This window comes from Desulfovibrio piger ATCC 29098 (genome assembly GCF_000156375.1).
Classification (GTDB): Bacteria; Desulfobacterota; Desulfovibrionia; order Desulfovibrionales; family Desulfovibrionaceae; genus Desulfovibrio; species Desulfovibrio piger.
The window spans coordinates 148,683-172,192 of sequence record NZ_DS996351.1 but is presented as its reverse complement, the minus strand read 5'-3'; the positions used below and the strand labels follow the sequence as shown (position 1 = coordinate 172,192).

20 protein-coding genes, 1 tRNA gene and 1 CRISPR repeat array are annotated in these 23,510 nt (G+C 58.8%); of the genes, 6 read left to right on the top strand and 15 right to left on the bottom strand.

Annotation, left to right across the window (positions count from 1 at the left end; translation table 11 throughout):
* The first annotated feature begins 55 nt into the window (after positions 1 to 55).
* The 4 genes from prmC (at position 56) to DESPIG_RS00735 (ending at position 4,835) form a co-directional block, all read left to right on the top strand.
* A complete protein-coding gene (gene prmC / locus DESPIG_RS00750; protein WP_040368958.1) occupies positions 56 to 904 on the top strand; it encodes a peptide chain release factor N(5)-glutamine methyltransferase in 849 nt (282 codons plus the stop codon).
* A gap of 262 nt (positions 905 to 1,166) precedes the next feature.
* Positions 1,167 to 1,631, top strand: a complete 465-nt coding sequence (locus tag DESPIG_RS00745) for a hypothetical protein (protein WP_040368921.1) — start codon at positions 1,167 to 1,169, stop codon at positions 1,629 to 1,631.
* 710 nt (positions 1,632 to 2,341) lie between these two features.
* Complete coding sequence (locus DESPIG_RS00740; RefSeq protein ID WP_006003804.1) at positions 2,342 to 3,703, top strand: alanine/glycine:cation symporter family protein; 1,362 nt, start codon at positions 2,342 to 2,344, stop codon at positions 3,701 to 3,703.
* A gap of 451 nt (positions 3,704 to 4,154) precedes the next feature.
* Positions 4,155 to 4,835, top strand: a complete 681-nt coding sequence (locus DESPIG_RS00735) for a phosphoribosylaminoimidazolesuccinocarboxamide synthase (RefSeq protein WP_006003800.1) — start codon at positions 4,155 to 4,157, stop codon at positions 4,833 to 4,835.
* Between the two features lie 172 nt (positions 4,836 to 5,007).
* Positions 5,008 to 5,648: direct repeats of the CRISPR family, unit length 30 nt; unit sequence CCGGTTCATCCCCACGTGCGTGGGGAATAC.
* A 47-nt stretch (positions 5,649 to 5,695) separates the two neighbouring features.
* On the opposite strand, the gene cas2e is transcribed toward DESPIG_RS00735, so the two are convergent.
* The 15 genes from cas2e to dndC all read right to left on the bottom strand — a co-directional run bounded on the left by cas2e (position 5,696) and on the right by dndC (position 21,628).
* Positions 5,696 to 5,992: a type I-E CRISPR-associated endoribonuclease Cas2e gene (gene cas2e, locus DESPIG_RS00730; protein WP_006003790.1), complete on the bottom strand. Its 297-nt coding sequence runs from the start codon at positions 5,990 to 5,992 to the stop codon at positions 5,696 to 5,698.
* Positions 5,973 to 6,884 carry a type I-E CRISPR-associated endonuclease Cas1e gene (gene cas1e, locus DESPIG_RS00725; protein ID WP_006003788.1) on the bottom strand — a complete coding sequence of 304 codons (912 nt, stop codon included), beginning with the start codon at positions 6,882 to 6,884 and terminating at the stop codon, positions 5,973 to 5,975. Before cas1e ends, cas2e begins: the two co-directional genes overlap by 20 nt.
* Complete coding sequence (gene cas5e, locus DESPIG_RS00720; RefSeq protein ID WP_006003786.1) at positions 6,874 to 7,551, bottom strand: type I-E CRISPR-associated protein Cas5/CasD; 678 nt, start codon at positions 7,549 to 7,551, stop codon at positions 6,874 to 6,876. Before cas5e ends, cas1e begins: the two co-directional genes overlap by 11 nt.
* On the bottom strand, positions 7,541 to 8,566 hold the full coding sequence (cas7e, locus tag DESPIG_RS00715; RefSeq protein WP_006003784.1) for a type I-E CRISPR-associated protein Cas7/Cse4/CasC: 1,026 nt from the start codon (positions 8,564 to 8,566) through the stop codon (positions 7,541 to 7,543). The genes cas5e and cas7e overlap by 11 nt, the downstream gene beginning before the upstream one ends.
* Before the next feature lie 23 nt (positions 8,567 to 8,589).
* A complete protein-coding gene (gene cas6e / locus DESPIG_RS00710) occupies positions 8,590 to 9,210 on the bottom strand; it encodes a type I-E CRISPR-associated protein Cas6/Cse3/CasE (RefSeq protein WP_006003782.1) in 621 nt (206 codons plus the stop codon).
* Positions 9,207 to 9,722 carry a type I-E CRISPR-associated protein Cse2/CasB gene (gene casB / locus DESPIG_RS00705; protein WP_006003780.1) on the bottom strand — a complete coding sequence of 172 codons (516 nt, stop codon included), beginning with the start codon at positions 9,720 to 9,722 and terminating at the stop codon, positions 9,207 to 9,209. The genes cas6e and casB overlap by 4 nt, the downstream gene beginning before the upstream one ends.
* Positions 9,719 to 11,269, bottom strand: a complete 1,551-nt coding sequence (casA, locus tag DESPIG_RS00700) for a type I-E CRISPR-associated protein Cse1/CasA (protein ID WP_006003776.1) — start codon at positions 11,267 to 11,269, stop codon at positions 9,719 to 9,721. The genes casB and casA overlap by 4 nt, the downstream gene beginning before the upstream one ends.
* A complete protein-coding gene (locus DESPIG_RS12645) occupies positions 11,266 to 13,782 on the bottom strand; it encodes a CRISPR-associated helicase/endonuclease Cas3 (RefSeq protein WP_050760227.1) in 2,517 nt (838 codons plus the stop codon). Before DESPIG_RS12645 ends, casA begins: the two co-directional genes overlap by 4 nt.
* A gap of 612 nt (positions 13,783 to 14,394) precedes the next feature.
* A tRNA-Thr gene (locus DESPIG_RS00690) sits at positions 14,395 to 14,470 on the bottom strand.
* 118 nt (positions 14,471 to 14,588) lie between these two features.
* Positions 14,589 to 16,376, bottom strand: a complete 1,788-nt coding sequence (locus DESPIG_RS00685; protein ID WP_006003767.1) for a DEAD/DEAH box helicase — start codon at positions 16,374 to 16,376, stop codon at positions 14,589 to 14,591.
* A 339-nt stretch (positions 16,377 to 16,715) separates the two neighbouring features.
* Entirely contained in the window at positions 16,716 to 18,260 is a 1,545-nt protein-coding gene (locus DESPIG_RS00675) for a type IV secretion system DNA-binding domain-containing protein (RefSeq protein WP_040368919.1), read from the bottom strand.
* Between the two features lie 13 nt (positions 18,261 to 18,273).
* Positions 18,274 to 18,654: a hypothetical protein gene (locus tag DESPIG_RS00670; RefSeq protein WP_006003760.1), complete on the bottom strand. Its 381-nt coding sequence runs from the start codon at positions 18,652 to 18,654 to the stop codon at positions 18,274 to 18,276.
* Positions 18,632 to 20,308 carry an AAA family ATPase gene (locus tag DESPIG_RS00665; protein ID WP_006003758.1) on the bottom strand — a complete coding sequence of 559 codons (1,677 nt, stop codon included), beginning with the start codon at positions 20,306 to 20,308 and terminating at the stop codon, positions 18,632 to 18,634. The genes DESPIG_RS00670 and DESPIG_RS00665 overlap by 23 nt, the downstream gene beginning before the upstream one ends.
* Positions 20,308 to 20,511, bottom strand: a complete 204-nt coding sequence (locus tag DESPIG_RS13520) for a DNA modification system-associated small protein (protein WP_147589221.1) — start codon at positions 20,509 to 20,511, stop codon at positions 20,308 to 20,310. Before DESPIG_RS13520 ends, DESPIG_RS00665 begins: the two co-directional genes overlap by 1 nt.
* Positions 20,504 to 21,628 (bottom strand): DNA phosphorothioation system sulfurtransferase DndC, encoded by a 1,125-nt coding sequence (gene dndC, locus DESPIG_RS00660; RefSeq protein ID WP_006003755.1) that lies wholly within the window; start codon positions 21,626 to 21,628, stop codon positions 20,504 to 20,506. Before dndC ends, DESPIG_RS13520 begins: the two co-directional genes overlap by 8 nt.
* A 213-nt stretch (positions 21,629 to 21,841) precedes the next feature.
* On the opposite strand from dndC, the gene DESPIG_RS00655 reads away from it, so the two are divergent.
* Both DESPIG_RS00655 and DESPIG_RS00650 read left to right on the top strand, forming a co-directional pair.
* Positions 21,842 to 22,279: a MarR family winged helix-turn-helix transcriptional regulator gene (locus tag DESPIG_RS00655; RefSeq protein ID WP_006003753.1), complete on the top strand. Its 438-nt coding sequence runs from the start codon at positions 21,842 to 21,844 to the stop codon at positions 22,277 to 22,279.
* A gap of 51 nt (positions 22,280 to 22,330) precedes the next feature.
* Positions 22,331 to 23,510 (top strand): sodium:solute symporter family protein (locus DESPIG_RS00650; protein ID WP_006003751.1); only part of this gene is annotated, 1,180 nt, incomplete at its 3' end.

Below are 23,510 nucleotides of genomic sequence, written 5' to 3'. Positions count from 1 at the left end.
CATGGCGTTGCCCCGGGCCTTTTTCACTTTGCCCGGCCGTACAGAGGACAAGGATATGACCCTTCAGGAACTGCTGACCTCGCTGACCCGCGACCTGCACGCCGCAGGCACGGACGCCCCCGCGCTGGAGGCCCGCCTGCTGGCGGGCCATGTGCTGCACCTTGACCGCATCGGCCTGATGCTGGCCATGCCCTCCCCTGTGGCGGACGACGCGGCCGGCGCCATCCGTGCATTGACCGCCCGTCGCTGTGCCGGTGAGCCGCTGGCCCACATCACGGGACGACGCGAGTTCTTCGGCCGCGATTTCGAGGTCAGCCCGCAGACCCTCATCCCCCGGCCGGAGACCGAGCTGCTACTGGAGATCGTGCTGCGGGAATGCGCAGGGCACGGAGAGGTACGCTTTGCGGATCTGGGCACGGGCACGGGCTGCATCGGCATCACGCTGGCCCTTGAACTGCCGCACAGCCGGGGCCTGCTGCTGGAATACAGCGCCGGGGCCCTGCCCGTGGCGGCCCGCAACATCCGCAGCCTGCAAGCCGCTGACCGTCTGGCCCTGGTACGGGGAGACATGTTCACGCCGCCGCTGTTGCCGGGCGGGCTGGACGTGCTGGTCAGCAACCCGCCCTACATCGCCGCCGCGGAAGAAGACGAGGTCATGGCGGAAGTCCTGCACCACGAACCGCACAGCGCGCTCTTTTCCGAACAGGACGGCCTGCGCCACCTGCACGCCGTCATCCGCGCCGGACAGCGGGCCCTGAAGCCGGGCGGGCTCATCGTCATGGAACACGGCTACCGTCAGGGCGGGGCCGTGCGCCGCCTGCTGGCGGAGGTAGGGTACAGCGAGCCCCGTACAGAACAGGATCTGGCCGGTCTGGACCGCTGCACCTGGGCCCGTCGGGCCTGATCCGTTCCCGGATAGCGAAGATCACGCGGGAGGGGCGAGTCGTGCTCGCCTCTCCCGTTTTTTTGCATCCGTGGCGGCGCACTGCATGCCGTCTATCGGCTACGGTGCGTCCGGCCTTGTCCGCGGCAGGCATCGTCAGGCTGCAAGCCGCTCTTGCACGCGGCCTTTTGGCATCGCATCCGCCACCCGGCGGAAAAATTTCTGCCGTCGGCGGCTAGGCCCGGAAGGCACTCTTTGCTATAGCAAGGCAAAGGTGTTCGTCATGGGAAGATACGCAGACCCCACGGAAAAAGCCCTCCGCTGCCCGCTCAAAGGGCATCAGCGGCCCCTGCTGGCCTGTCTGGCCTGCCGGCATTTCCCCTGTCGCGCCATGACGGAAGAACGGCTGGCCCTGTTGCGCACCTCGCCCTTTGTCCAGCTGGATACGAAAAACTCAAAACTGCTGCCACGGAGGCACGTCATGTATATTTTCAGGATGACTTCTGGAGAACTGCGGGACGCTCCCGAAGATTTCAGCCCCGATGCCCCGGACTTCGAACAGCTGGCCGATGTGGAAGAAGTGCTGGTCATCGGCAAGGTACTGGTCAAGCAGTTGCGCCTGGTGGCCAAGCCCCGGGAGGAGCGCGACCGCATCCGGGAACAGCTTTCCACACCAGACCTGCCCGAGGACATGGAAGAAGAAAAGCCCCGCCGCAGACGCCGCAGCAGCGTCCGGGACGAGGACTGATACTTTGAGGGACTGCCATCCGTGCGGTCCCTTTTTTATTTTGGATGACCTTTTTTCGCTTGCAGGCTCGTCCCCCTTCCGGTCTTGATCCTGCCCGAGCCTGGTCTGTCCTTCTCCCGGCCTGCCTCACCCGATCCGCCCGTGCTTTCTCCCGGCAACATTTTTTTGTAAGGCCGCCATGGCAGGAAAATTCCCCTCCCGGCCCTGATTCCGGCCTTTTCCAGTCTATGCGAGCTGTGCATCCCTCTCCGGCCAGTAAGAGCAACGACGCTCCGCCCTGGCCATCCCGGAGCAGGCCCTTTTCGTAACTATATTACAACAATATGGAATCACTAGTATTTTTAAAATATCCACTCGATGATTAGGAAATGATTTCCGATCAATTCCGGCATGGACATTTTTCTCGTTACGGTTTAATATTGCACATGCATAGATAAATCGACGACAACCATAGCGAACAACGACAGCGCCTCTGCCCGCCGGACACCATCATACCGGCATCCGGACCGGGCCCATCCCGAAGAGGGAAAAGACGCGCTGTTTTTTTGACCCTGTATGGATGCATATCATTCATCCATACATGAATCTCGCGAAGGTTGCCGGGAACATGACACCATCATTCCATATTCGACATGCCTTGCCAGACGACGGACGGACACGGGGTTCTCCTGCCGGATGACATGCAGGCCGGATAGCCTGAGGGGGAAACCATGGAAGAATTGACGAAACTTGTCTCCAACATCAACAGCTTCATCTGGGGCATGTACTGCCTTATCCCGCTGCTGTGTGGTGTGGGCATATACTTCACCATCCGGCTGAAGTTCATCCAGGTCCGCAAGTTCGGACAGGCCGTGCGCATGCTCTTCGGTGACCTTTCCCTGAAGGGCAAGCGCGCCGACAAGCACGGCATGAGCTCCTTCCAGTCCGTGGCCACCGCCATCGCCGCCCAGGTGGGTACCGGTAACCTGGCCGGTGCCGCCACCGCCATCGCCATGGGTGGTCCCGGCGCCATCTTCTGGATGTGGATCGCCGCCTTCTTCGGCATGGCCACCATCTTTGCCGAAGCCGTGCTGGCCCAGGTCTACCGCACCCGCGACGACGCCGGCCACATCACCGGCGGTCCCGCCTACTACATCTCCAAAGGTCTCGGCAGCCACAAGCTGGCCGTGTTCTTCTCGGTCTCCATCATCATCGCCCTGGGTTGCATCGGCAACATGGTGCAGTCCAACTCCATCGCCGACGCCTTCAAGACCGCTTTTGACGTGCCGCCCCTGGTCATGGGCCTGATCATCGCCGCCTGCGGTGCCTTCGTCTTCTTCGGTGGTATCGGCCGCATCGCTGCCGTGACCGAAAAGATGGTGCCCCTCATGGCCCTGCTGTACGTCATCGGTGGCCTGTTCGTGGTCCTCAGCAATGCCGACCAGATCATCCCCGCCTTCAAGATGATCTTTGTGGGCGCCTTCGATCCTTCGGCCGCCACCGGCGGTATCATCGGTGCCGGCGTCAAGGAAGCCATCCGTTACGGTGTGGCCCGCGGCCTGTTCTCCAACGAAGCCGGTATGGGTTCCACGCCTCACGCCCACGCCGTGGCCAAGGTGCAGTACCCCGCCCAGCAGGGCCTGATGGGTATCGTCAGCGTGTTCATCGATACCTTCGTCGTGCTCAACATGACCGCCCTGGTCATCTTCGTCACCGGCGCCCTGGACGGTACCACCACCGGTATCGCCCTGACCCAGAAGGCTTTCTCCACCGGTCTGGGTGCCTTCGGCATCAAGTTCGTGGCCATCTGCCTGCTGTTCTTCGCCTTCTCCACCATCGTGGGCTGGTATTTCTTCGGTGAGCAGAACGTCAAGTACCTGTTCGGTACCCGCGGCGTGACCCCCTACCGCGTGGTGGTGATGTGCTTCATCGTCATGGGTTCCCTGCTGCAGGTGAACCTGGTGTGGGAACTGGCCGACATGTTCAACGGCCTCATGGCCTTCCCCAACCTTATCGCCCTCATCGGTCTGGCCAAGGTCGTGAGCAAGGCCCTGGACGAATTTGAACAGGCCAACCTGGCTGACAACAAGTAGGGCCCTTGCCTGAAACAAAAAGTCCCCTGGCCACCGCGGTCAGGGGACTTTTTTCATTTTTTTTCAAGACCTCGCGGGCTGCCGCCGGGCCATGCATCAGGGAAAAACGCACACAGGAATCAACACGTGGTCCCGATGCAGCCATCATGCTTTCAACATACTGCAACAAAAAACATAAAAAACAAATGTAACACTACATAATAACGCCATTTATGGAATTTTTTTCCATTCATCGCGCAGGATATTTTTATAAAATTAAATAAAAATAAAAAATTTCCCTCTTCTTGTCCTGGATGCATAGGCTTTATGCAGTAAAAAATATCTCCTGCATTCCCTGCTTGATTTCACACTATAATAATTATATGCATACCGGACATTTTTTGATTCTGACCGGCCCTGCCGGGCCGAAGCAAAATTTTTCTCCCACCATAGCTTCACGGAGGTATCGAAAATGGAGCTCATCTACACTGGCAAAACGAAGAACGTCTATGCCCTGGAAAACGGCAACTATCTGCTGAAGTTCAAAGATGACTGCACCGGCAAGGACGGCGTTTTCGATCCCGGCGAGAACTCCGTGGGCCTGACCATCGACGGCGTGGGCGACGTGAACCTGCGCATGTCCATCTACTTCTTCGAAAAGATCAATGCCGCCGGCATCAAGACCCACTATGTGAGCGCCAACCTGGCCGACACCACCATGGAAGTCCTGCCCGCCAAGCCCTTCGGCAAGGGCCTGGAAGTGATCTGCCGCCACAAGGCCGTGGGCAGCTTCATCCGCCGTTACGGTGATTACATCGAAGAAGGCGCCGACCTGCCCGCCTATGTGGAAACCACCTTCAAGAACGACGCCCTGGGCGACCCCCTGGTCACCAAGGACGCCCTGGTGGCCCTGGGCGTGATGACCGACAAGCAGTACGACGACATCAAGGACATGACCCAGAAAATCACCCAGATCGTGGCCGACGACCTGAAGGAAAAGGGCCTGGTCCTGTACGACATCAAGTTCGAATACGGCTATGACGCCGACGGCAAGGTCATCCTCATCGATGAGATCGCCTCCGGCAACATGCGCGTCTACAAGGACGGCAAGTACATCGATCCCATGACCCTGTCCAAGATGTTCTTTGCCTAGTCGGCAAACACATCCCCGCCGCGGGCTGACAGGCTGACGGCACCCGCCCGCAAGGCACGCCCGGTATGGAATTCCCATACCGGGCTTTTTGGTGTGCCTGCGGCGGACGGTATGCCCCACCCCCACATGCGTGGGGAATACGACCCGGGGCAGAAGCAAAAGCTGCCGCAGCACGGTTCATCCCCACATGCGTGGGGAATACGCGCGGTCTACCGTTGGGGCAGCCATTGCAGCTCGGTTCATCCCCACGTGCGTGGGGAATACCAAAGAAGACAATAAAAAAGAAGAATGTATTTCGGTTCATCCCCACGTGCGTGGGGAATACTGCATGTCACATCCGTGACACCTGACATAGTGCGGTTCATCCCCACATGCGTGGGGAATACTCATTGGTCTTTTTGATTTCGTCGGTAATATTCGGTTCATCCCCACATGCGTGGGGAATACGTACCACAATAGGATCGAGGGACGAACACGAGCGGTTCATCCCCACGTGCGTGGGGAATACGCAAGCACAACATCTGGCAGGCACTCATCAGCCGGTTCATCCCCACGTGCGTGGGGAATACGCATCCTGCGCGGTCTTCCGGCAGCCCAGCACCGGTTCATCCCCACGTGCGTGGGGAATACATCGACCACCTGTTGCCCTTGCACGCGGTCCCCGGTTCATCCCCACGTGCGTGGGGAATACTCCGGGCTGGTGCGCTCCTGGAAGATCAGCGGCGGTTCATCCCCACGTGCGTGGGGAATACAGCGCGGACAGAAGCATTAGCGAGACGAAGGGCGGTTCATCCCCACGTGCGTGGGGAATACTCCAGAAAACATGAAGAGTTCTCAAAGGTTATCATCGCTGCAAAAATCTACCGATCAGGTACAGCCTGATCCGGCAAGAATCGAACCAGGGAAAAGCCGTCCCAGTCCACCGGTTCCCTGCGGTTTTTCCCGGTCGTCACAAAGGAAAATCCTGACTCGCTGTTCGTGCTCCAGGCCATCACCGCATTCCCTTCCTGTATCTCATCACTGACGACCTTCCACAATCTTTCACGAACGCGCACAGAATAATCCCCCACATAGACGCCGGCACGGACTTCCAGCAGCCAGCGCGACAGATAGCCGCGCAACCGGGGCGGGGCGGCCTCAGTTACGATGACCAGCATCACCCAGCCCCTTTTTGTCAGGAAAAGCCACAGGGACAGCCTCGGGATGTGCCGAAGGCAAGGCCTGGCCGGCAGCTGCCAGGACCTCTTCCATCACGGGGATGATGCGGCGCAGCAACTTCTGTTCCCTGAACATGTCACGGCATCCCAGACGTACATCACGGGCCACATCCCGGCTTTTGGCAGCCACTACCCGAAAGGCCACAGGAATCACGGTATCGAACTTGAACAGATCCGCCACATCGTAAACAAAGGAAAGCGGTTTGCCTGTATGGATGAAGCCTATGGCAGGCGCATAGCCCGCCGCCAGGACAGCAGCTTCGCAGATACCATACAAGCAGTGGTTGGCCACACTCACGGCCTTGTTGACCGGATCGGCGGCATCCCAGTCCCGCGGATCATAGCTGCGTCGGCCCCAGGCTACCTTGTAACGTGCGGCCAGCTCCTTGTAGAGCGTCCTGACCCGGACCCCCTCGATACCGCGCAGCTGTTCGATGCTGCGCCGTTGCGGCGGTTCATCCCCAAAGCGAAAACGGTACATGGCCCGGACGACCTTCAGGCGCAGATCGTCCGTCAGGGCAAGCCTGGCCTGATACAAAAGTCTGTCCGCCCGCGCACCGCCGGGCTGCCCGGCAGAGTACAGGCGCACGCCGCCCTCTCCGATCCAGAGCAGCAAGGTCCCGCAGTCCGCAGCCAGGGCCACGGCCGCATGTGTGACCGTGGTCCCCGGCTCCAGCAGCAGGCAGGCTATCCCGCCCAAAGGTATCTGCATCCGCACGCCAGCGGCATCCACCAGCACCAGGGCGCCGTCTTCCACATCCAGACGGCCACAACGCAAAAACAGCATGGCGCTGCGCTCCCTGATGGGGATGACCTCCGAATCAAGACGCATCCTCGTCTCCGTGATCCAAACGCACCCTGCGCAGGGCAAAGGCACGTGCCGAAGAAGCAAAGCTCAACGGCATGTCTGCCACGCTGTCCGTACCCTCAGCAAAGGAAAGCGCATCCCGGGAGCGCAGGCACCCGTCCAGACCTTCCGGGACACAGGCCGCGATAGCTGCCTGTTCATCAGCAAAGATCCCTGCGAAAACAGGGGCTGTGGGGATGCAGGACTTGCGCCCCAGCCACAGGCCCCAAACCGGATCCTGCAAGGCTGCTCCGGCCTTTTCCAGCAGCGCCCGACTGCCGCTGAGGAAGACCCGGAAGGCGGCATCCAGCAGATACTGCCGCCGGGTGATGTGACAATCCTTGAGACCGCCATCCGCTTTGGCCGTATCCTGCACGGTATGATAATCCTCCAGGCGACGCACAGGGAGCGCCGTCCCCCCCATACGGCGGGGCACCACTACCGCCAGCATCCGCACGCCGGTCATTTCCCGCAGGAAGTCGGTCTCTTCCGTCGATCCCCTGCCCAGCCCCAGGGCCGCGCACAACATACCGGTCACAGCACTGCGCGAAGGCAGAAGATCCGTCAGGCGCCTGTTATACTGACTGGCGCTGCCCCAGGCTTGCAGGGGCCCTTCCAGCCGTATGGCCAGACAGACCGTTTCAGCGCACATGCTGTTCGACCTCCTGCAGCAAGACGGACAGAGAAAGCTCCGGCATACGGCACTCCAGCGTGGCTTCCAGCCCCCAGGTCTCCTTCAGATGCGTGTATTCCCGCTCCAGTTGGCTGACGGATTCCTCCATCAGCCCGCCCCTGGTCCAGACAGGCTTCTCAAAGGCATTGACCAGCTGCACCGGATGCCCCTTTTCCCGCACCACGGCCAGCACATGGGAAGGCAGGGTCGCAGCATTCATGGAATTCTTGCGCGCTCCGGGTACGGCACGCAGGGTGGCCGTCACAAAATTGCACACGACCTCCCGGCGCTCCTCGGCCGACAGGGCGGACAGATGCTGCTCCAGCAGGTCAAGGTTCAGGGCCGCGAAGCGATAGTACGTGGCGGAATTGAATTCCAGCGTCCCGGTCATGCCCGCACCGGCTTCATCCTCCGGCTGCAGGTCATCCACAGCGGCAAAGAAATCGATCTCGTTGGAGACCTTGTGCGTGGACAGGGCATGACTGAACATGGCCGCCCCCTCCAAAGTCAGGGAATGGTCGCTGGCCACCATGCGGCCGAACAGGGCGATGTCCGCGGCATCCTTGAGCGGATGTTTCGCCAGTTCCTTGACGGCCTTCTTGGCGTTGCCGGTGGCAACATAGGCCGCTGCCAGGGCTTCCAGCTCCAGCGGCGAGGTGAAGAACAAGGTCTTCACGCGTACCGGCGGCGTATCCAGTTTGCTTACCGCAGCCCCCAGCTCCTCCGCCTTCTTGCGGGCCTCTTCTTCCGCAAGACCATGCTGTTCATGCAAGATCCGGCACAACGGATCCAGGATAAGGCGGGTACGCTGACCACCGAACAGAGCGGGGACTTCCTCCTGCATCAGCTCACGGACGGCACGCTTCCAGCACTGGCTGGAAACGCGGGCACGCTGCACGTTGCCGAACAGTGCTGTTTTGGGAGAGCCGAAATCGTCACGGTTGAGGCAGGCCACAGGGACAGACTGGAGGATATGCAGTTCGAGATGACGCATGGCGTGTTCTCCTTTGAAAAGTCTCAGGAAAGAGGTTGCAGCAGGAGCATGCCGAAGCCGAAGGCCTTGGCGCTACCGATACCGTGATAAAAAGCATGGATGAAACGTTCCCGGTCCGTGACCTGAAGACGGCCCCTGAAACGGACGCCGATATGCGTCCCGGCGCAGGCACGCCGCCAGAAGATGCTGGCCCCGGCATCATCCAGAGCCAGGGGCCCGTCCAGACAGAAACCGTGCTGCCCGGCCTTGGCCTCCATCCATGCCTGACGGGATGTCTCATCCAGCAGGGCAAGGCGTTTGCCGTTACGGGTACGCTGACCGCCAGCGTCAAAGGCCGCTACTTTGCGGGTGGGATTGGCCAGCAGGTCGAAGGCATACGTCCCATGCTGCAAAAAAGCCGGGGCGATATTTTTGACGGCCCAGGATCCCGGCGGGCACCAGTCCGGACGGACGGGCTCCCTGCGGCACAGCAGATAGATCCGGCAGCCCTGGGGCAGCCAGTCGGTGCGGGTCAAAAAATCCCGTCCGGCATCCGGCATGGCGGGAAAGCACTCCCACAGGGCCTGATGCCAGGCATAGCTGTCCCGAAAACGGCAGCGCGCCAGGGCCTGCCTGTCCAAAAGCATGCGTACGAGCCAGCTCATGACGCTTCTCCCCCGTTTTCCGCCGTCTCATCAGCTACGGGGGCCCAGAAGGCTGCGGCCCAGGCCTCCCGGGCCCGTGGCCATTCCGAAAGATCTTTTTCCAGCGCTGTGTAATTGACGGGGATGTCCCTGCTGCCCGCATAGCGCACGAGGCGGCAGACTCGTCCGCAGATCTCTTCCCTGTCGGCATTGAGCAGATAGAGAAAACGGCGCCCCATGGGGCCCGGACTGTCGTCCGCCCCCAGACCGCTGGCCCAGGGGGTCTCATCGCTGCCGCAAAGCTGACGACACACGGTCCCCATATTGCCGGAAGAGCAATCCCGGGGATGAAGGGCGAACAAACCCGCTACCGTGCGCACGGCACGGGCACGCTGACTGCTGCCGATACCGTCCAGATGCGCCAGCAGCGGCCATGCCCGCATCTCGGTACTTTCCACCAGCCCGCAACGCAGTGTGGCCATCACCCTTTTGTTGTCCGCGTTGCGTAACAAAAATTCCATCAGGGCGCTCATGCCTCCTCCTTCTTCCCGTCATGTTCCAGATACTTGCGGAGACGACCAGCAAGGATGCGTCTGCCCGTGACATAGGCACGCATCTGCCGCTCCGTATCCTTGCCGCAGGCAGCGGCATAGGCTGCTCGGGCGCTTTTTTCCAGATGTGCCCACCAGGCCCGCTGTACTGGCACAAAGGCCTCACTACCGCAGGTCCGCACCATGTCCCACAACAGGGACACCCCCGTCTCTACAGATGTCCAGTAACAGCGGAAGGCCTGTGCCTTCAGGCGGGCCAACTCTCCCCCCTTCTTGGGACCGGCCAGCTTCAGCCGTGCTTCCCAGCCGCCGTCCACAAGACGCCGGTACCGCTCCACTGCGTCGCCCAGCCCCCCGGCGATATTTTCCGCTCTGGCGACCTCGCCTTCATAAAGCGTATGTCCCGCTGTCTGGAACATGGCACCAGGCACATGGAACACGGACTCCAGGACATCGACCACATCAGCCTGATCCCGGGAAAGGCCGCAGACCACAAGGTCTGTCCCCTGTTCTTCATGACCATGAATCAGGGCCGCACAGCCCCCGATACCATCTCCCTGCCGCTTGACCGTCAGGGCCGCCAACTGACGCCAGATGGCCTTGTCCGGCTGGGCTCCGAGCAGGAAGCGTACGTCTTTCTTGCCGCCGGCGATGACCGTAGCCGTCACTTCCGGCGGGAAGGGACGCTGGGGACTGGTATATGAGGGAAAGGCCAGTCCGTCGCCCAGCACCATCCCTGCTCCGTCACGCGAGAGCAGGACGGCCCGCGTGAGCGGGACCATCCGCCCCAGGAACGTCTCTGTCGCGTTGCGGATGGCCGGAGCGTCATCCAGGCCATGGGGGAACCTTTCCCACAAGGGCCTGCCCTGCCAGCCTTCTCCAAGCTGCTGGTAGTCATGCAGCTCTTCTTCAGACAAAAGGTTGACATGGATGCTGTCCAGCAAGACGTCCCGGCGCAGGAAGGTATGCAGCATGGAACCGGGCGCGCAGGGACCATCACAGGACGAGCGCCCCGTGGTCTTCTCCCCCCAGCACACGGAGCCGATCAGGCCACCGAGGCTGAACATCTGGTAGGTCAGCAGGTTCAGGGCCAGCCATTCCGGCGTGAACGCGCGTTCCATCAGGGCTGCATGGTCGAAAAGTGTGCTGTTGCTCCCTGTCGCCAGAGAAAAATCCAGCTTGCTGCACGGCGTCAGGTCCCCGGAGGCAGAAGCGCTGCGCAGCCCGACCACCTGCAAAAACGGCTTTTGCGGATGGAAAAGCTCAAAGGCATCCCGCCACTGGTCCAGATAGACAGGGACTTCCAAAGGCAATCTTTCCCGCAGGTCTTCCCAGCCATCGTAATCTTCCGGTATGCCTGCGGCCGCGTAGCTCACACAGAGCAGCAGACGCATGAGCGCCACCCGCTCATGTGGACGCACGGCAAGATCGACGATATCGTCACAGGTGAAACAGTCCCGCAAGGACGCCGGGCGGACCATGCCGTCCCGCCGGATGCAGGGGATCCACGGATCATCGACAAGATTCATCGTTCCTCCTTGCGGATGACGACCCCCAGGTCTTCATCCCAGTACAGCGCCCTGCCGGGCCTGAGGGACGGCGCCACTAGGACGCCCTCCCCAACCAGCAGGCAGCCGTCGATATGATAGGGTGCCAATTGTCCGTCCTGTGGCTTCCCGGTCAGACAGGAAGCTGGGATCCGGACCGTATTGCGATGCAGCCGCCGCGCCGCGGCCAGCGAGATGCGGCCATCCGACGGCATGGCGGCCTCACCGCCTTCCAGCAGGACGATGCGGTTCCCCTCCCTGGCCCGGGCCAGGACCATCAGGGCGTCGTCCGCGGACAGGCGGGTCTTCAGGGCAACGGCATCATCCAGCGCCACCTGCCAGATATCCGTGCCCATGTCCGCCAGCCGTCTGTCGGCCAGATCCCGGCCGTAATCTTCGGCATACAGTGCCTCCCAGCCCGAAGGGACATCTTTTTCCGTATAGGTCGCGGCCATCAGCCCCCGGATGCCGGACGGCAGGGTCAGCTTTTCCAGCGGTTCCCAAAGCTCCAGGGTCCGCAGCAGCACATACGGGCTGTAGACGAAGGCCTTTTCCCTCAGGCTGGCCATGATCGCTGCGGCCTCCAGATGGCGGAATTCCTCGCAGGGAACGCCTTCCCGCAACAGGCAGAAGAGCGGGGCCTCCACGGGACGCCCATCGCGCGGATGCCGCCACAGGCGTCCCAGCCGCTGCAAAAGCATGTCCGTGGGAGCCAGCTCGGAAAACAGCACGTCCGCATCCAGGTCCACGCTCTGCTCCACGATCTGGGTGGACACGAGGATGGAGCCTTTTGTCCGTTCTCCCTCCGGTCCCAGGCGGGCCATCCACTCACGCTCCAGGAACTCGCGCCGGTAAAAAGGAAAACGGGAGTGCAGCAAGCCCACGTCAGGCCCCCCATCGCGGGTGGCCGCCCGTTGCCTGAGCTCCATGAAATCTTCCTGCGCACGCGCCACCGTATTGCAGACCCACAAGATCTGGGCCCCCTGCCCGGCCAGCTCCACGGCCTGCGCCAGAGCCTCTCCACGTCCGGGATGCATCACATGCACCACCTTGTCCGGCAATGACGGGGGGCAGCGCTCCGGCAAAACATCACTCGCGGCCCGGCCGCTGATACGGGGATAGGGAATATCCCTGCCTTCCTCTCCGGCAGGCAGGGAAAGCAGCGAACAGCGGGCCTCTTCCGTCAGTGTGGCGGACAAGATGATGACCGTGCATCCCAGCTGCTCCAGCTCACGGCACAGGTAGCGCACCAGAGTGCCGGTATACATGTCATACGTATGCACCTCATCGATGACCACGACCTTGCCCGCCAGGGCAAAGCGCCGCAGGGCGAAATGCTTGACGGCCAGCACGGCCAGCAGGGCCTGGTCCACCGTGCCGACACCGAAAGGAGCGAACAGGGAACGCCGGGTGGTATTGAACCAGCAGGGATCAGCCTCGATCCCGGGGGTGGCGGGACAGACCAGGGCCTTGAGCTCGTCCTGAAGCCAGGAATTGCCGTGGATGAGCTGGGCCGGTACGGCCTGAGGACAGACGCGCCGGACAAAATCCGCAAAACGCAGGAACATGCGATTGCTGGTGGCCTGGGTGGGGAGTGCGAAAAAAATGCCATCGGCCTGTCCCCGGGACAGCAGATGATAGGCCGCCCAGAGGGCCGCCTCCGTCTTGCCCATGCCCATAGGCGCCTCGATGACATGGATGCCGGGCCTGTCGATGGCCGCCGCGGCCTCCGCTTGCAAAGGATAGGGAGCGCGCCCGGAAAAGATTTTTGCAAAATCCAGTCCCTGGACGACCGGCGGTAGCCCCAGCCCGATGGTCTCGACGGCTTTTCCGGCCCGTTGTCGCAGGGAATCTTCGTCCAGCAGCGTGTCTGGAGGAAAGAAATGCTCATCGGAGCCGAGCCAGTCTGCCAGCGTCACCAGCCCGGCCACACACCAGAGCACAGGATCGTTTTTGTCCGAGACCTCCGGCAGGGATGGCCGCCCAAAGTGTTCCCACAATTCGCGCAGGCAGGTTTGACGCTCCTCTTCCAGAAGGCGTTCCGTCTCCTTGAGGATGAGAGGAGCAGAAGAATAGGCTTTGGAGATACGACCGTGGTGCGCCCCCACCACAGCTGCCCAGCATGCGGCAGTTTTTTTGTTGGCAAGGCGATTATCGGCAAGGAATTTTTGCAGGCTGTCGCAGGATATGCGGGGGTGGGGGCGGGCATAGACAGTTTTCCAGCTTCCTTGGGCCGCCTTTTCTGCCAGGCCTTGGCGCTCCAGCCAGACAGACGACTTTTGCAGGAAATCCAGGGAAAGTTTGCCCACATCGTGGCTCGCTGCCAAAAAGAACAGCGCCTGCGGCGTGATGCCGCAACGATCACACAGGCATGGATAACGACGCAGCAAGGCTTCGGTCACGCAGGCCACTGCCAGCAGGTGCTGGCGGACAGGGATGCCGGGCACGCCATCATGCGTCTTTGACCAGTCGTTGAGGGGTCGGGGAAGATCCATCACGCCTCCTTGCTCGCAAGGGAATTCCAGACTGAGAGCACTGCCGGATAAAGGGACTTTCCTCCTCATCCATTCCAGTATCTGGAATGGACGCCCCCAATTTTTTCACTCTGTCGCAGCCGTGTCTCATTTATGCTGGAGTCTTTGCCAACAAATATAAAATAAACTGTATGAAAAGTCTATATGACAAGATCATGAAGAATACTTTATTTTATTTTCCAATGAGTTGAAAAAATAAAAGATAAGCATCAACATAAGTCATTTATGCTATCTTTTTGCAAATGGTTTGCCATAATTCCTGAAAGGGAAAACGTTGGTTGCAATAACTGTTTTCCTTATTCTTTTCCCCAACGTCCCATTACGGTCATGCAAAAAAGGCGGGAGAGATCCCGCCTTGATCTTGTTCTTCCTGCTGCCGATACGAGCGCAAATTGCTGCCAATAGCGCCGCAAACACTTGCCCGGCCGCACCGATGAAAATATTTTCCAGAGATTATTTTGAGGGATTTTAAGAGTATTTTTCCGTAGCAGGAAAATCCGCGCAGGGCTCCCCGTGGAACCCCAAACAAAAAAGCCCTCACGGAGATTTCCGTAAGGGCTTTTTGCTTTTTCCTGGAGCTGGTGAAGGGACTTGAACCCATAACCTGCAGATTACAAATCAGCTGCTCTACCGATTGAGCCACACCAGCATCTCTCCTCTTTTAGATGAATCCTGGGCGCTTGGCAAGGGCTTTCGCACGGGGCTTTTTCCCCGGCTGACGCCACCTGTCCCTCGGGTATGAAGGAGAGCGGATGGGGCCCACAAGGCTACCGCCCTGCCTCCGCCAGCAAGAGGACGAGCCCTTCCCGGCCGCAGACGGCCAGCGTCAGATGCTCCCGGGCACGTGTCATCCCCACATAGGCCAGGCGCCGCTGGCGGGGCTTCTCCGGCTGGAGGCGCTCCATGCCCAGCAGGAAGACATGGGAAAAATCCAGTCCTTTGGCACTGTGGATTGTGGAGATGCAGACACTGTCCGTGGTAATGTCGAAATAGCGCTTGCTGGTCGCATCCCGGGCCACCCAGCGGGCCATGACGCCCCGGGCCTCCACCGCTTCCAGCAGGCTTTCCGGCAGACTGGCCGCCAGACCTTCCATGCGGGAATGAGCGTAGAGGATCGCTATCTCGCTCATGGGCACGCCCTCTCGTACCAGTGCGGCCACGGCATCCGCCACGTCGCGCACCAGCGAAGGCGCATCGGCGCTTTGCAGCCAGCAGGGGGCCTCCCCTTCCGCGCCTGCCAGTTCCGGTACGGGCTCATCTTCCGGCAGCAGGCGTAGGGCCCTCCGGGCGATGGCCCGTGTGTTGCGGTACTGGCGTTGCAGACGGCGCAGCCGCAAACCGGCGATGCCCATTTTTTCCCAGCCGCTGTCCTCCGGCTGGTACAGGCATTGCTGTTCGTCCTGGGCCACGGTCAGCACTCCGTGCGGCGGCAACAGGGCCAGCAGGACCTGCGCCATCTCCGGGGAAAAATCCTGCCCCTCATCCACCAGGATGGCGTCCCAGTGCCCCTTGAGCGGATGCTCTCCTTGCAGGCGTTCCTGCGCTTCCTGCACGATAAGGTCGTAATACGCGCTCTCCTCGGCATGGGTCAGCGGTTCGCCCAGGATACGCTCGCACACACTGTAGAACGGTACCACCTCCACGCCGTCCGGGCCAAGGCTGGCGCCCTTGCGGGCCAGCAGACGGCGGATGTAGCCCACCAGCGAAAGGTTGAAGCAGGTCACCAGCACACGGCGGACCTTTTTGTCCACCCGCGGCAGGTTCCAGGCCTGATGGGCCAGGATGAGCGTCTTGCCGCTGCCGGACGGCCCGATGATGAGCTGTTTCCCGGCGCCCATGCCGCGTGCCAGATTTTCCTGGTCGCGGTCCAGAGCACGGATGGTCTCGTCCTGGGCCGAGGCCTGCGCCCCGCCGCGCACGGGCAGTTCCAGCCGCACCACAGGAAAGATCCGGGCCCGCAGCCAGTCGATCTGGGAACCCGAGAGCTGGAAGGGGAACAGGGGCGGGAAATGCTCCGCGAGCCAGCACGCGAAACTGCGGCCCGAGGCATCCCGTCGCAGCGGGGACTCCTCGTGCAGCTCGTCCCAGAAGATGATCCGGCCCTCCTCCATGACATCGCCCAGACCGGCAGCCCGAAATTCCTCACGGCTGATGTGCGGCAACACGGCCCCGCCGGTGACGGGACAGGGCAGCAGGGGCTTGCCGTCCGCCATGCGGGGCGCGTGCTTGTTCAGCAGGGTCAGCAGGCTGCCCACATATTCCCGCGCCTGGGCCAGGGGCTGCTTGCGCCGCTCCTCCCGGCCGTTGACCGACAGGAGCACGCTTTTGCCGTCCACCTCCAGCAACTGGTCGATGATCCAGTCCTTGACCTCCAGCACCACCAGGCCGCAATCGGGCGAAAGCAGGATGAAGTCCGGCTCGCGATCTTCGATGTCCGGCGCGTACCAGCACAGGAACTTGCCGTCCGGCCGGGCCGTGCGTTGCAAAAAGCTGTAGGTCGCCTCTTCGCCCGAGGTCAGGAACGAGGTCACATCAGCAGGAAACATGGTCGCCATGGCAGGGGCCCTCCCCCTACATGATATACATGACGCACCTTTTCCCGCAATCCTTGCAGATGAGGATGATCCTGCCTTGCGCAGGGCATGTCCCGGACACGGGCAACAGATGGTGCAGCCATTCCGGCAGAAAAGGCAGGCTTGCCCGGCTCAGTTCCGTATGGCGGGAACCACAATGCGGACAGGGGAAGACAGGCCCATTCTTGTCCATGAAAGCATCTCCTTTTTGCCTGTTATCCCATATGGATGTTCCAGGAAATGGAAAATGGCAAAGAAAAAGCGGGACATCGCACAATGCCCCGCGTTCTTTCTATGCGCTCGCTAACTGTGGAAGATAGCCTAGTTATCGAATTGCAGTTTCAGTAAAACCGGTCTACTGGCTCTGGCGTCTACGCTATAGCAAGTCCCAGGTTGCAAGGAAGCAAAATTGACGTCTCCCTTAAACATATTCTTCAGGCTACGCGGACTGGCCGCATTAGTCTTGAGACAGAGAGGCAGGCCAATATTTTCCAGATAATCATCTTTCTTACCGTCATAGTCATCTGGGCTCTGGGAAACCAAAATTACAGAAAGGCCCTTGGAACGGTGCAGGCGAATATTATTTGCCAGGCCCACATGATTCATACCTAGCAGTTCCCGGGCTTCATCAATGGCCAGCACCAGCTGTAATGAGCGATAGCCGTCTGCATCCAGCGCGGCTTCAGGCTGACGCTTGAAGTAGAAGTCCAGCGCAGACAATAACAGGCAGACAGCAAAAGTTTTGACCTCTGTACGGGCATTGGCAAAGGTAATGACCCAGCTTTTACGGAAAAATTCATCCGGCGAAAGCTCCGGCCGGAAGAGTTCACGAAGGGTGAGGCTATTAACCGTGGAGACCACGCTATCCTTGGAAAGCCCGTTGTCAGCGTAAAAAGTATCTACAGTCTCTTTAATCTTCTGGAAGGTGATGCGTTGCTGGGTACGGAACAGGGGCAGCAGGGCCTCGGCGATATTATCACTTTGCTTGGGCCCCAGCTTGCCTGCCACCTGGGCGAAAGCGTCACGGAAATTTTCCATAGCCGCTGTGGTCAAGTTGGTGTCGGACATGTCAGCCACATGGAACATGTCCAACGGGATGGGTTGTTCCGGCACGGAAAGCACGGTAGCGCCCAGCGACTGAATCAGGGCATTATTACACCCTAAATCTCCCTTGCCCAAATCCACCAAAATGGCAGGACACTGGGCCTGTTTTTTCATCTGCTGCAAGATATGCGTCATGACGCGCGTCTTACCCGAGCCGGCCTGCCCCATGATGGCGATGTGCGGCGCATAGCCTGCACCGTTGACCTCATGAACGAACTCATCACCCGTTTCACCGTTCTTGCGCAGCACCTTGCCCAGTACGAGGCGCACGGCTCCTGCGGCAAAAGAGGGGGAAGAATCGGGGGCGGAATCAATGACGGGCGCCACTTCATCGGGAATATCCGCATAACTATGAAGCAGGATATCCCAAAATTTGTTTGAATCCTCACCGGATTTTTCCCAGACATCCTGCATGATGGTCAGACCATTATCCCAGTGGGTCTGCACGATTTCTTGGAATAACTCCATAGAAATACTGCCTGCTCTTTCGGGATGAAACTGTACATAGTTGGTGATGAGCAGACCTATCCATAAGGAATAGTCATCATGATCGAACAGTGTACCACTCCAAATGGTTAATCCACTTCCTGAAGCATTTTTAGGAGGATATGTCCCCTGCGTCATGGAAAGGCCAATGGCCAGACGGGCCACCTCATAATTGGTTGCCAGACCAAGCCTCCCCCTAAAATCTTTGGTTAGACTCGCCCCGCTGCGGCCTATGGAAAATTTCGTCAGAAAAAATTCACTGATACTGAATTGCATGGCAAGTACCTACCTAAAAATATCCTTCACGGGCCACAGTCAGACCGATCCCCTTGCCCATATCCGTATGGGTTAGCAAATAAGACTTGAGGATGAAGGGCTTGAGCTGCTCGAACTGCGCCCTGTCGATTTCCTCATCCTGGCTCAACAAAATCACCTGACGGTCCGTTTCCGTCCAGAATTGCAGCATCTTTTCACGATGCAGGCTGTCCAGACGGCCAAGCGGCGTATCCACGATCATAGGAGCATTCAAGCCAGAAAGATTTGCCAAAGCAAGAATCAGAGCTGTTGCAAAAATCTGGGATTCGCCTGCAGATTTGTCAAAATCCAGCTCTTTGCCGTCCTTTCCCCACAAATGTGCCGTTGCATTGTCATCCAGCGTGATACGCTCCACATGATGCTTGTGGGAAAGAGTTCGAAAAACTCGTGTCAGCTCCTCCTGAAGCTGCTTCTTCTTTACAGGATACAGTCCAGGGATCAATTTTTACAATAAAATTCTCTATACGCCTCGCCCTGCCCAGCAATGTATGCATGGGAACATTCTGCATATATTGATGGTAGGCTTTTTCATATTCGGCTTTTTTCTGCGGGTAGGCCGCCCTGTCGGCTATGAGCTGGTTTTCGACGGTCGTCTGCTCCTTTATGCAGGCATCACGTAAACCTGTGTATTTTTCCATATCAGCCTTCAGCTCTTCGACCAGCTTGCCGGAACTGTCCAGACCTTCCAGCTTGGCCAGTTGCATGTTCAGGCTTTGCAACTGCCGCTCATGGCTGGCAAGCTCATCGCGCTTGGCAAAAATTTCCCGGCGACCCACACGTGTTTTTTCATACAGCTGACTAACCCTCTTCAATTGGTCATCACTCAAGTAGTCGTGTAGACACTTCTCCGCACAATCAGCAGGCATGGGAAAAAACATCCCCTCCCAAGCCGTACAGACAGCCTTGCGCATCTGTCCTTTCTGGATTTCATCCAAAGGTGGCGTGTATGCATCCATCGCCATAAAGCTGGCCAGGAACTTCTCTCTCTGGGCTTCCAGGGCGGCACATTTCCGCCGCCATTGACGGGTCGCCTGTTCCCTACGTGCCTGCTCGAAGAAGGAATGCACCGTTGTGGACGCCATAAGGTGCAAGGCAAGTTTTTTACAAAGGAGCTCGCTGAGTTCTTTGCGCGTTGCATCTATCAAGTTTCTGTAGGTATTGATGTCTTCCGTCAACGATTTGATGGATGCGATACTGCCGTCAGAACCTCCAAGCGTGATCATTCTGTCCTGTACCCGCTGGATCTCCCGCTCGATAGTTTTCTGCTTTTCGTGGAGTTCGTTCTCTTTTTCTTCATTTTTCTTGATACGTAAATCAAGACTTTGCAATTCTTTATCAAGACGCTTAACTGTATCCTTATTATCCTCTGTTACATTTCGCCCTCTATTTATATTATACTCACGTAGTCTCTTCTGAAGCTGATACAGCTCAACAACACCAAGAAATGTCTCTATACCGACTTTGACCTGCTTGACCATACTTTCGGCAGCAAGTTCTTTGATTTCCTCACCATCGAAGAAAAAGAACGGTGCAAGATTTGCTGGCAAAAAGTCATTGGCCAATACATTGTCCCATTCGTCAGGATTCACAGGACGGCGACAGACCCCACTCTGCACAGAAAACACCCTGATATCATTTGTATCGCCATCCCAATGGCGATTATTATCAAAATGCCAGGTTCGCGTAATCCGATAGCCATTATTATCGTCGTCAACAAATTCAATAGTGATGGACATACTGTCCGTATCTGCAATTCCACAGAAGGCACGGTTCAAAAACTTGCTGTAATTTTCTTTCTTCTTATCAAGATTGAAACCGGCCCGTCCAAGATAGTGCAGGGCCTGTGCCCCATAAAGGCCAAGATACAAGGCTTCTAAAAAGGAAGTTTTGCCAAAACCATTCAATCCCCCCACAAGAATCAGGTTCTTGTCCTCTCTGCTTGGGGGAAACTCGAAGATCTGATTTTTATATGACTTGAAATTAACAAGCTTTAAATAGGAAATACGCATCAAAATTCTCCCTGCGACAGACAGTTGTCCATTTCCTCATAGATTCCGCGCGCTCTTTCCATATGATTGAAGCGTCGTTGCAAAGCCAGAAGCGCACGAATCTGTGAGGAAGGGATACCAGACTCCTTGCACAGCTGTTCAAACAGAGCATTGGTCTCAGGATCTCCCCACAGAGGCAGATCTTTCAATTCATCGTTATTCATCACAACCTCGTGAAAACTTTTCCGCTATCTCCGTGGCCCACAGTTCCCGGATCAAGCGGGTCTCTTCTTCGGAAATCAAAGGCTCGCCGTATTGTTCCTGAACATCTAACAAGCGCTGAAGAATCTCCTGCCGGGCCTTGAGGGTGAATGGCCCCCCCATGATTCTTCCCGAAGCCAGAAAGGTTAGCTGGCCGTTGCGCCGTCGCGCCTGCCGATAAGCAGGATCGTTGCGGATGGCTTGGAGCCAGTCCCGAAAATCAATGAGCAGCTGGTATTTTTTCTGCCCGGAGTTCACAAAGCCTTGCAGGCTTTTGTCCTTGTTGACCACAGTACAGGCCCAGCAGCCGAAGCGACTGGAGCTGGTGCCACAGCCCGGCGCCTCTTCCTGGCTCAACACCATGGGACATTCCCCCCCCTCGGCATCCCGGTACATCTGAATCAGCTTTTCATGCGTCCCGCCCCACGGGGGATCATAATGCCCCAACAGATACCAGACATCACTGGTGGTCAGCTCCACGATGGGGCGATAGATAAAGGCCCCGCGCAAGGTGCCATGTGGTGTGAGGTACGAATTCTCCAGATTTTTGTGCCGTTCGATACTTTGACGGCGACTAGAGCTCTCATCCTTGCGGACACCCAGCACAATAATGGCCGACCCGAAACGGGAAACATTGTCCAAGATGAACTGGGAAGTGGGCTTGATTTTCAGTCTGTCCGTACACCAGCGCATCTTCTGGTTGGGGCAGGGATAGCCTTTGCCGATAAGCAGCACCCAAAAGGTATGTTCCAGCTTAGGCCGGGTGATGACGGTGGTTATCGGTAAAGAAAAACAGTCCGCAGCGCACTGCACCATATCGAACTGTTCCTGCACCTGCCGGGTCACAAAGGGACTTTCCACCAGCGTATCATTGGAAACAAAATAGATTTGTCTGTTTCGCCTGCGAGGGGCCACCTGCATCACGGCGTCAAAGACAAGATGGGCTACAAGCGTACTGTCCTTGCCACCGGAAAACCCCACTATCCAGGGGTAATTCTGGGAATCATCTCGGTAAGCATGAAGCACGCTCCCCACCAAATCCTCATACGCAACACTGGCCTCAAGGGCACAACTATCCATGAATCCTTCACTTTATGGAAAAGTAGCTTAGTTGCCTTTTTCCTGTTGTTCTGCTGGCAAAAGTAATACCAGCATAATTCGCAATAATTATAAATAAATATCAAATAATATATAAAAAGTTAAGTCAAAGCTTCCTATTTGATTTTCCAGCATATTTGTGCGATTAGTTCGCCCACGAACTAAAAACGCCCCATTTCCTGTGCGAGGAATCCCATGCCTGCCACCTCCCCCAATGACATCATCGATCTGCTTTCCCGCATCCGGGAACGGGTCAACCAGCATATCTGTGACGAGCTTGCCCGCCGCGGTATCACCGATCTGCTGCCCGCCCACGGGGCCGTGCTCCATGCCCTGTTCGAGGAATCTCCCCAGCCCATGAGCACGCTGGCCCGGCGCATAGGCCGCAAGAAGAATACGGTCACGGGCCTTGTGGATACCCTGCAGGAGCGCGGCTACTGCCGGCGCCGGCCTTCAGACCAGGACGCACGGGTGCAGCTGGTGTCCCTGAGCCAGAGGGGCGAGGCTCTGCGCCAAGTCCAGACGGACATCTCCGCAGCGCTGCACCGCAGGCTCTGGCAGGACATCCCGCCTGCGGACCAGGCCGCCTGCATGACGCTGCTGGACGGCATCCTGCACAACCTGGCCCGTTGAACCGTCCTGCCTTTCCCGTTCCCGCCACCTTCAGCCTTCCGCGGAATCCTCATGCTCAAGACCGCCTCCCTTATCGGCCTCATCCTCTATTTTGCCACCCTGCTGCTGGTCGTCCTCAAGGAAAAAAAGAACAGCGACGTGGAAGACTACTTTTTTGCCGGGCGCAGCCTGCCGTTCTGGGCCCTGTCCATCACCTTCATCGCTTCGTGGTGGGGCGGGGGCTCGGCCCTGTCCACGGCGGATCTGGCCTTTGCCGACGGCATGGGGGCGTTCTGGTACTACGGCGTGCCCGTGCTGGTGGCCACCTTGCTCATGGGCCTGGGCGCGCGGGCCATCCGCAGCGTGGGCTATCTGACCCAGGGCGCCATGATGGAGGCCCGCTATTCCCGCCCCGTGGCGCGGCTGCTGGCGCTGATGATCCTGTTCTTCATGCTGTTTTCCGCCGCCTCGCAGATGGTGGCCGTAGGGGACTTTTTCGGGACCTTCCTCGGCATGGGCTATGAGGGCGGCGTGCTGGCCGAGACGCTCATCGTGCTGGTCTATTCCATGTTCGGAGGCTTTCGCGGCGTGGTGCTCACGGACATCATCCAGTTCGTGCTGCTGCTCCTGTCCGCCCTGGCCGTCTTCGTGGTGGCCATGCAGGAATGCGGAGGTCTGGCCCCCATCGCGGAAGCAGCGGCCCGCAGCGGCAAGCCGGAATTCATGAGCCTGACCGCAGGTGCCCCCAAATACCTGATGTACGTCATCACCTTCGGCTGTTCGTGGATGATCCAGGCCAATGTCTGGCAGCGCATCTCGGCCACGCGCGACACACGGGATGCCCGGCGCATGACGGTCATGAGCTTTTTCGTCTACATCCCGCTGTACCTGATCGTGGTCCTCACCGGCATGGCGGGCATCGTCCTGTTCGATACCCTGCCCAAGGGCGGCGTGGTGACCGCCCTGGTGGAAAGCTCCATGTCGCCCCTGCTGGCGGCGGTGGTCTTCGTGGGCATCTCGGCGGCCATCATGTCCACCATGGATTCCCTCATCAACACCGGCGCCATGACCCTGGTCATGGACCTTCTCCCCGGCAGCTACGATGAAAAGACCCGTTTGCGCCTGTCCCGGCTGGCTACGCTGGCCATCGTGGCCGTGGGCATCCTCATCGCCCTGCGCATCCGCTCCATCTTCGAGATCACCTGGATCGCTTCGGACATCATCACCACCGGTGTGTTCGTGCCGCTGGTCC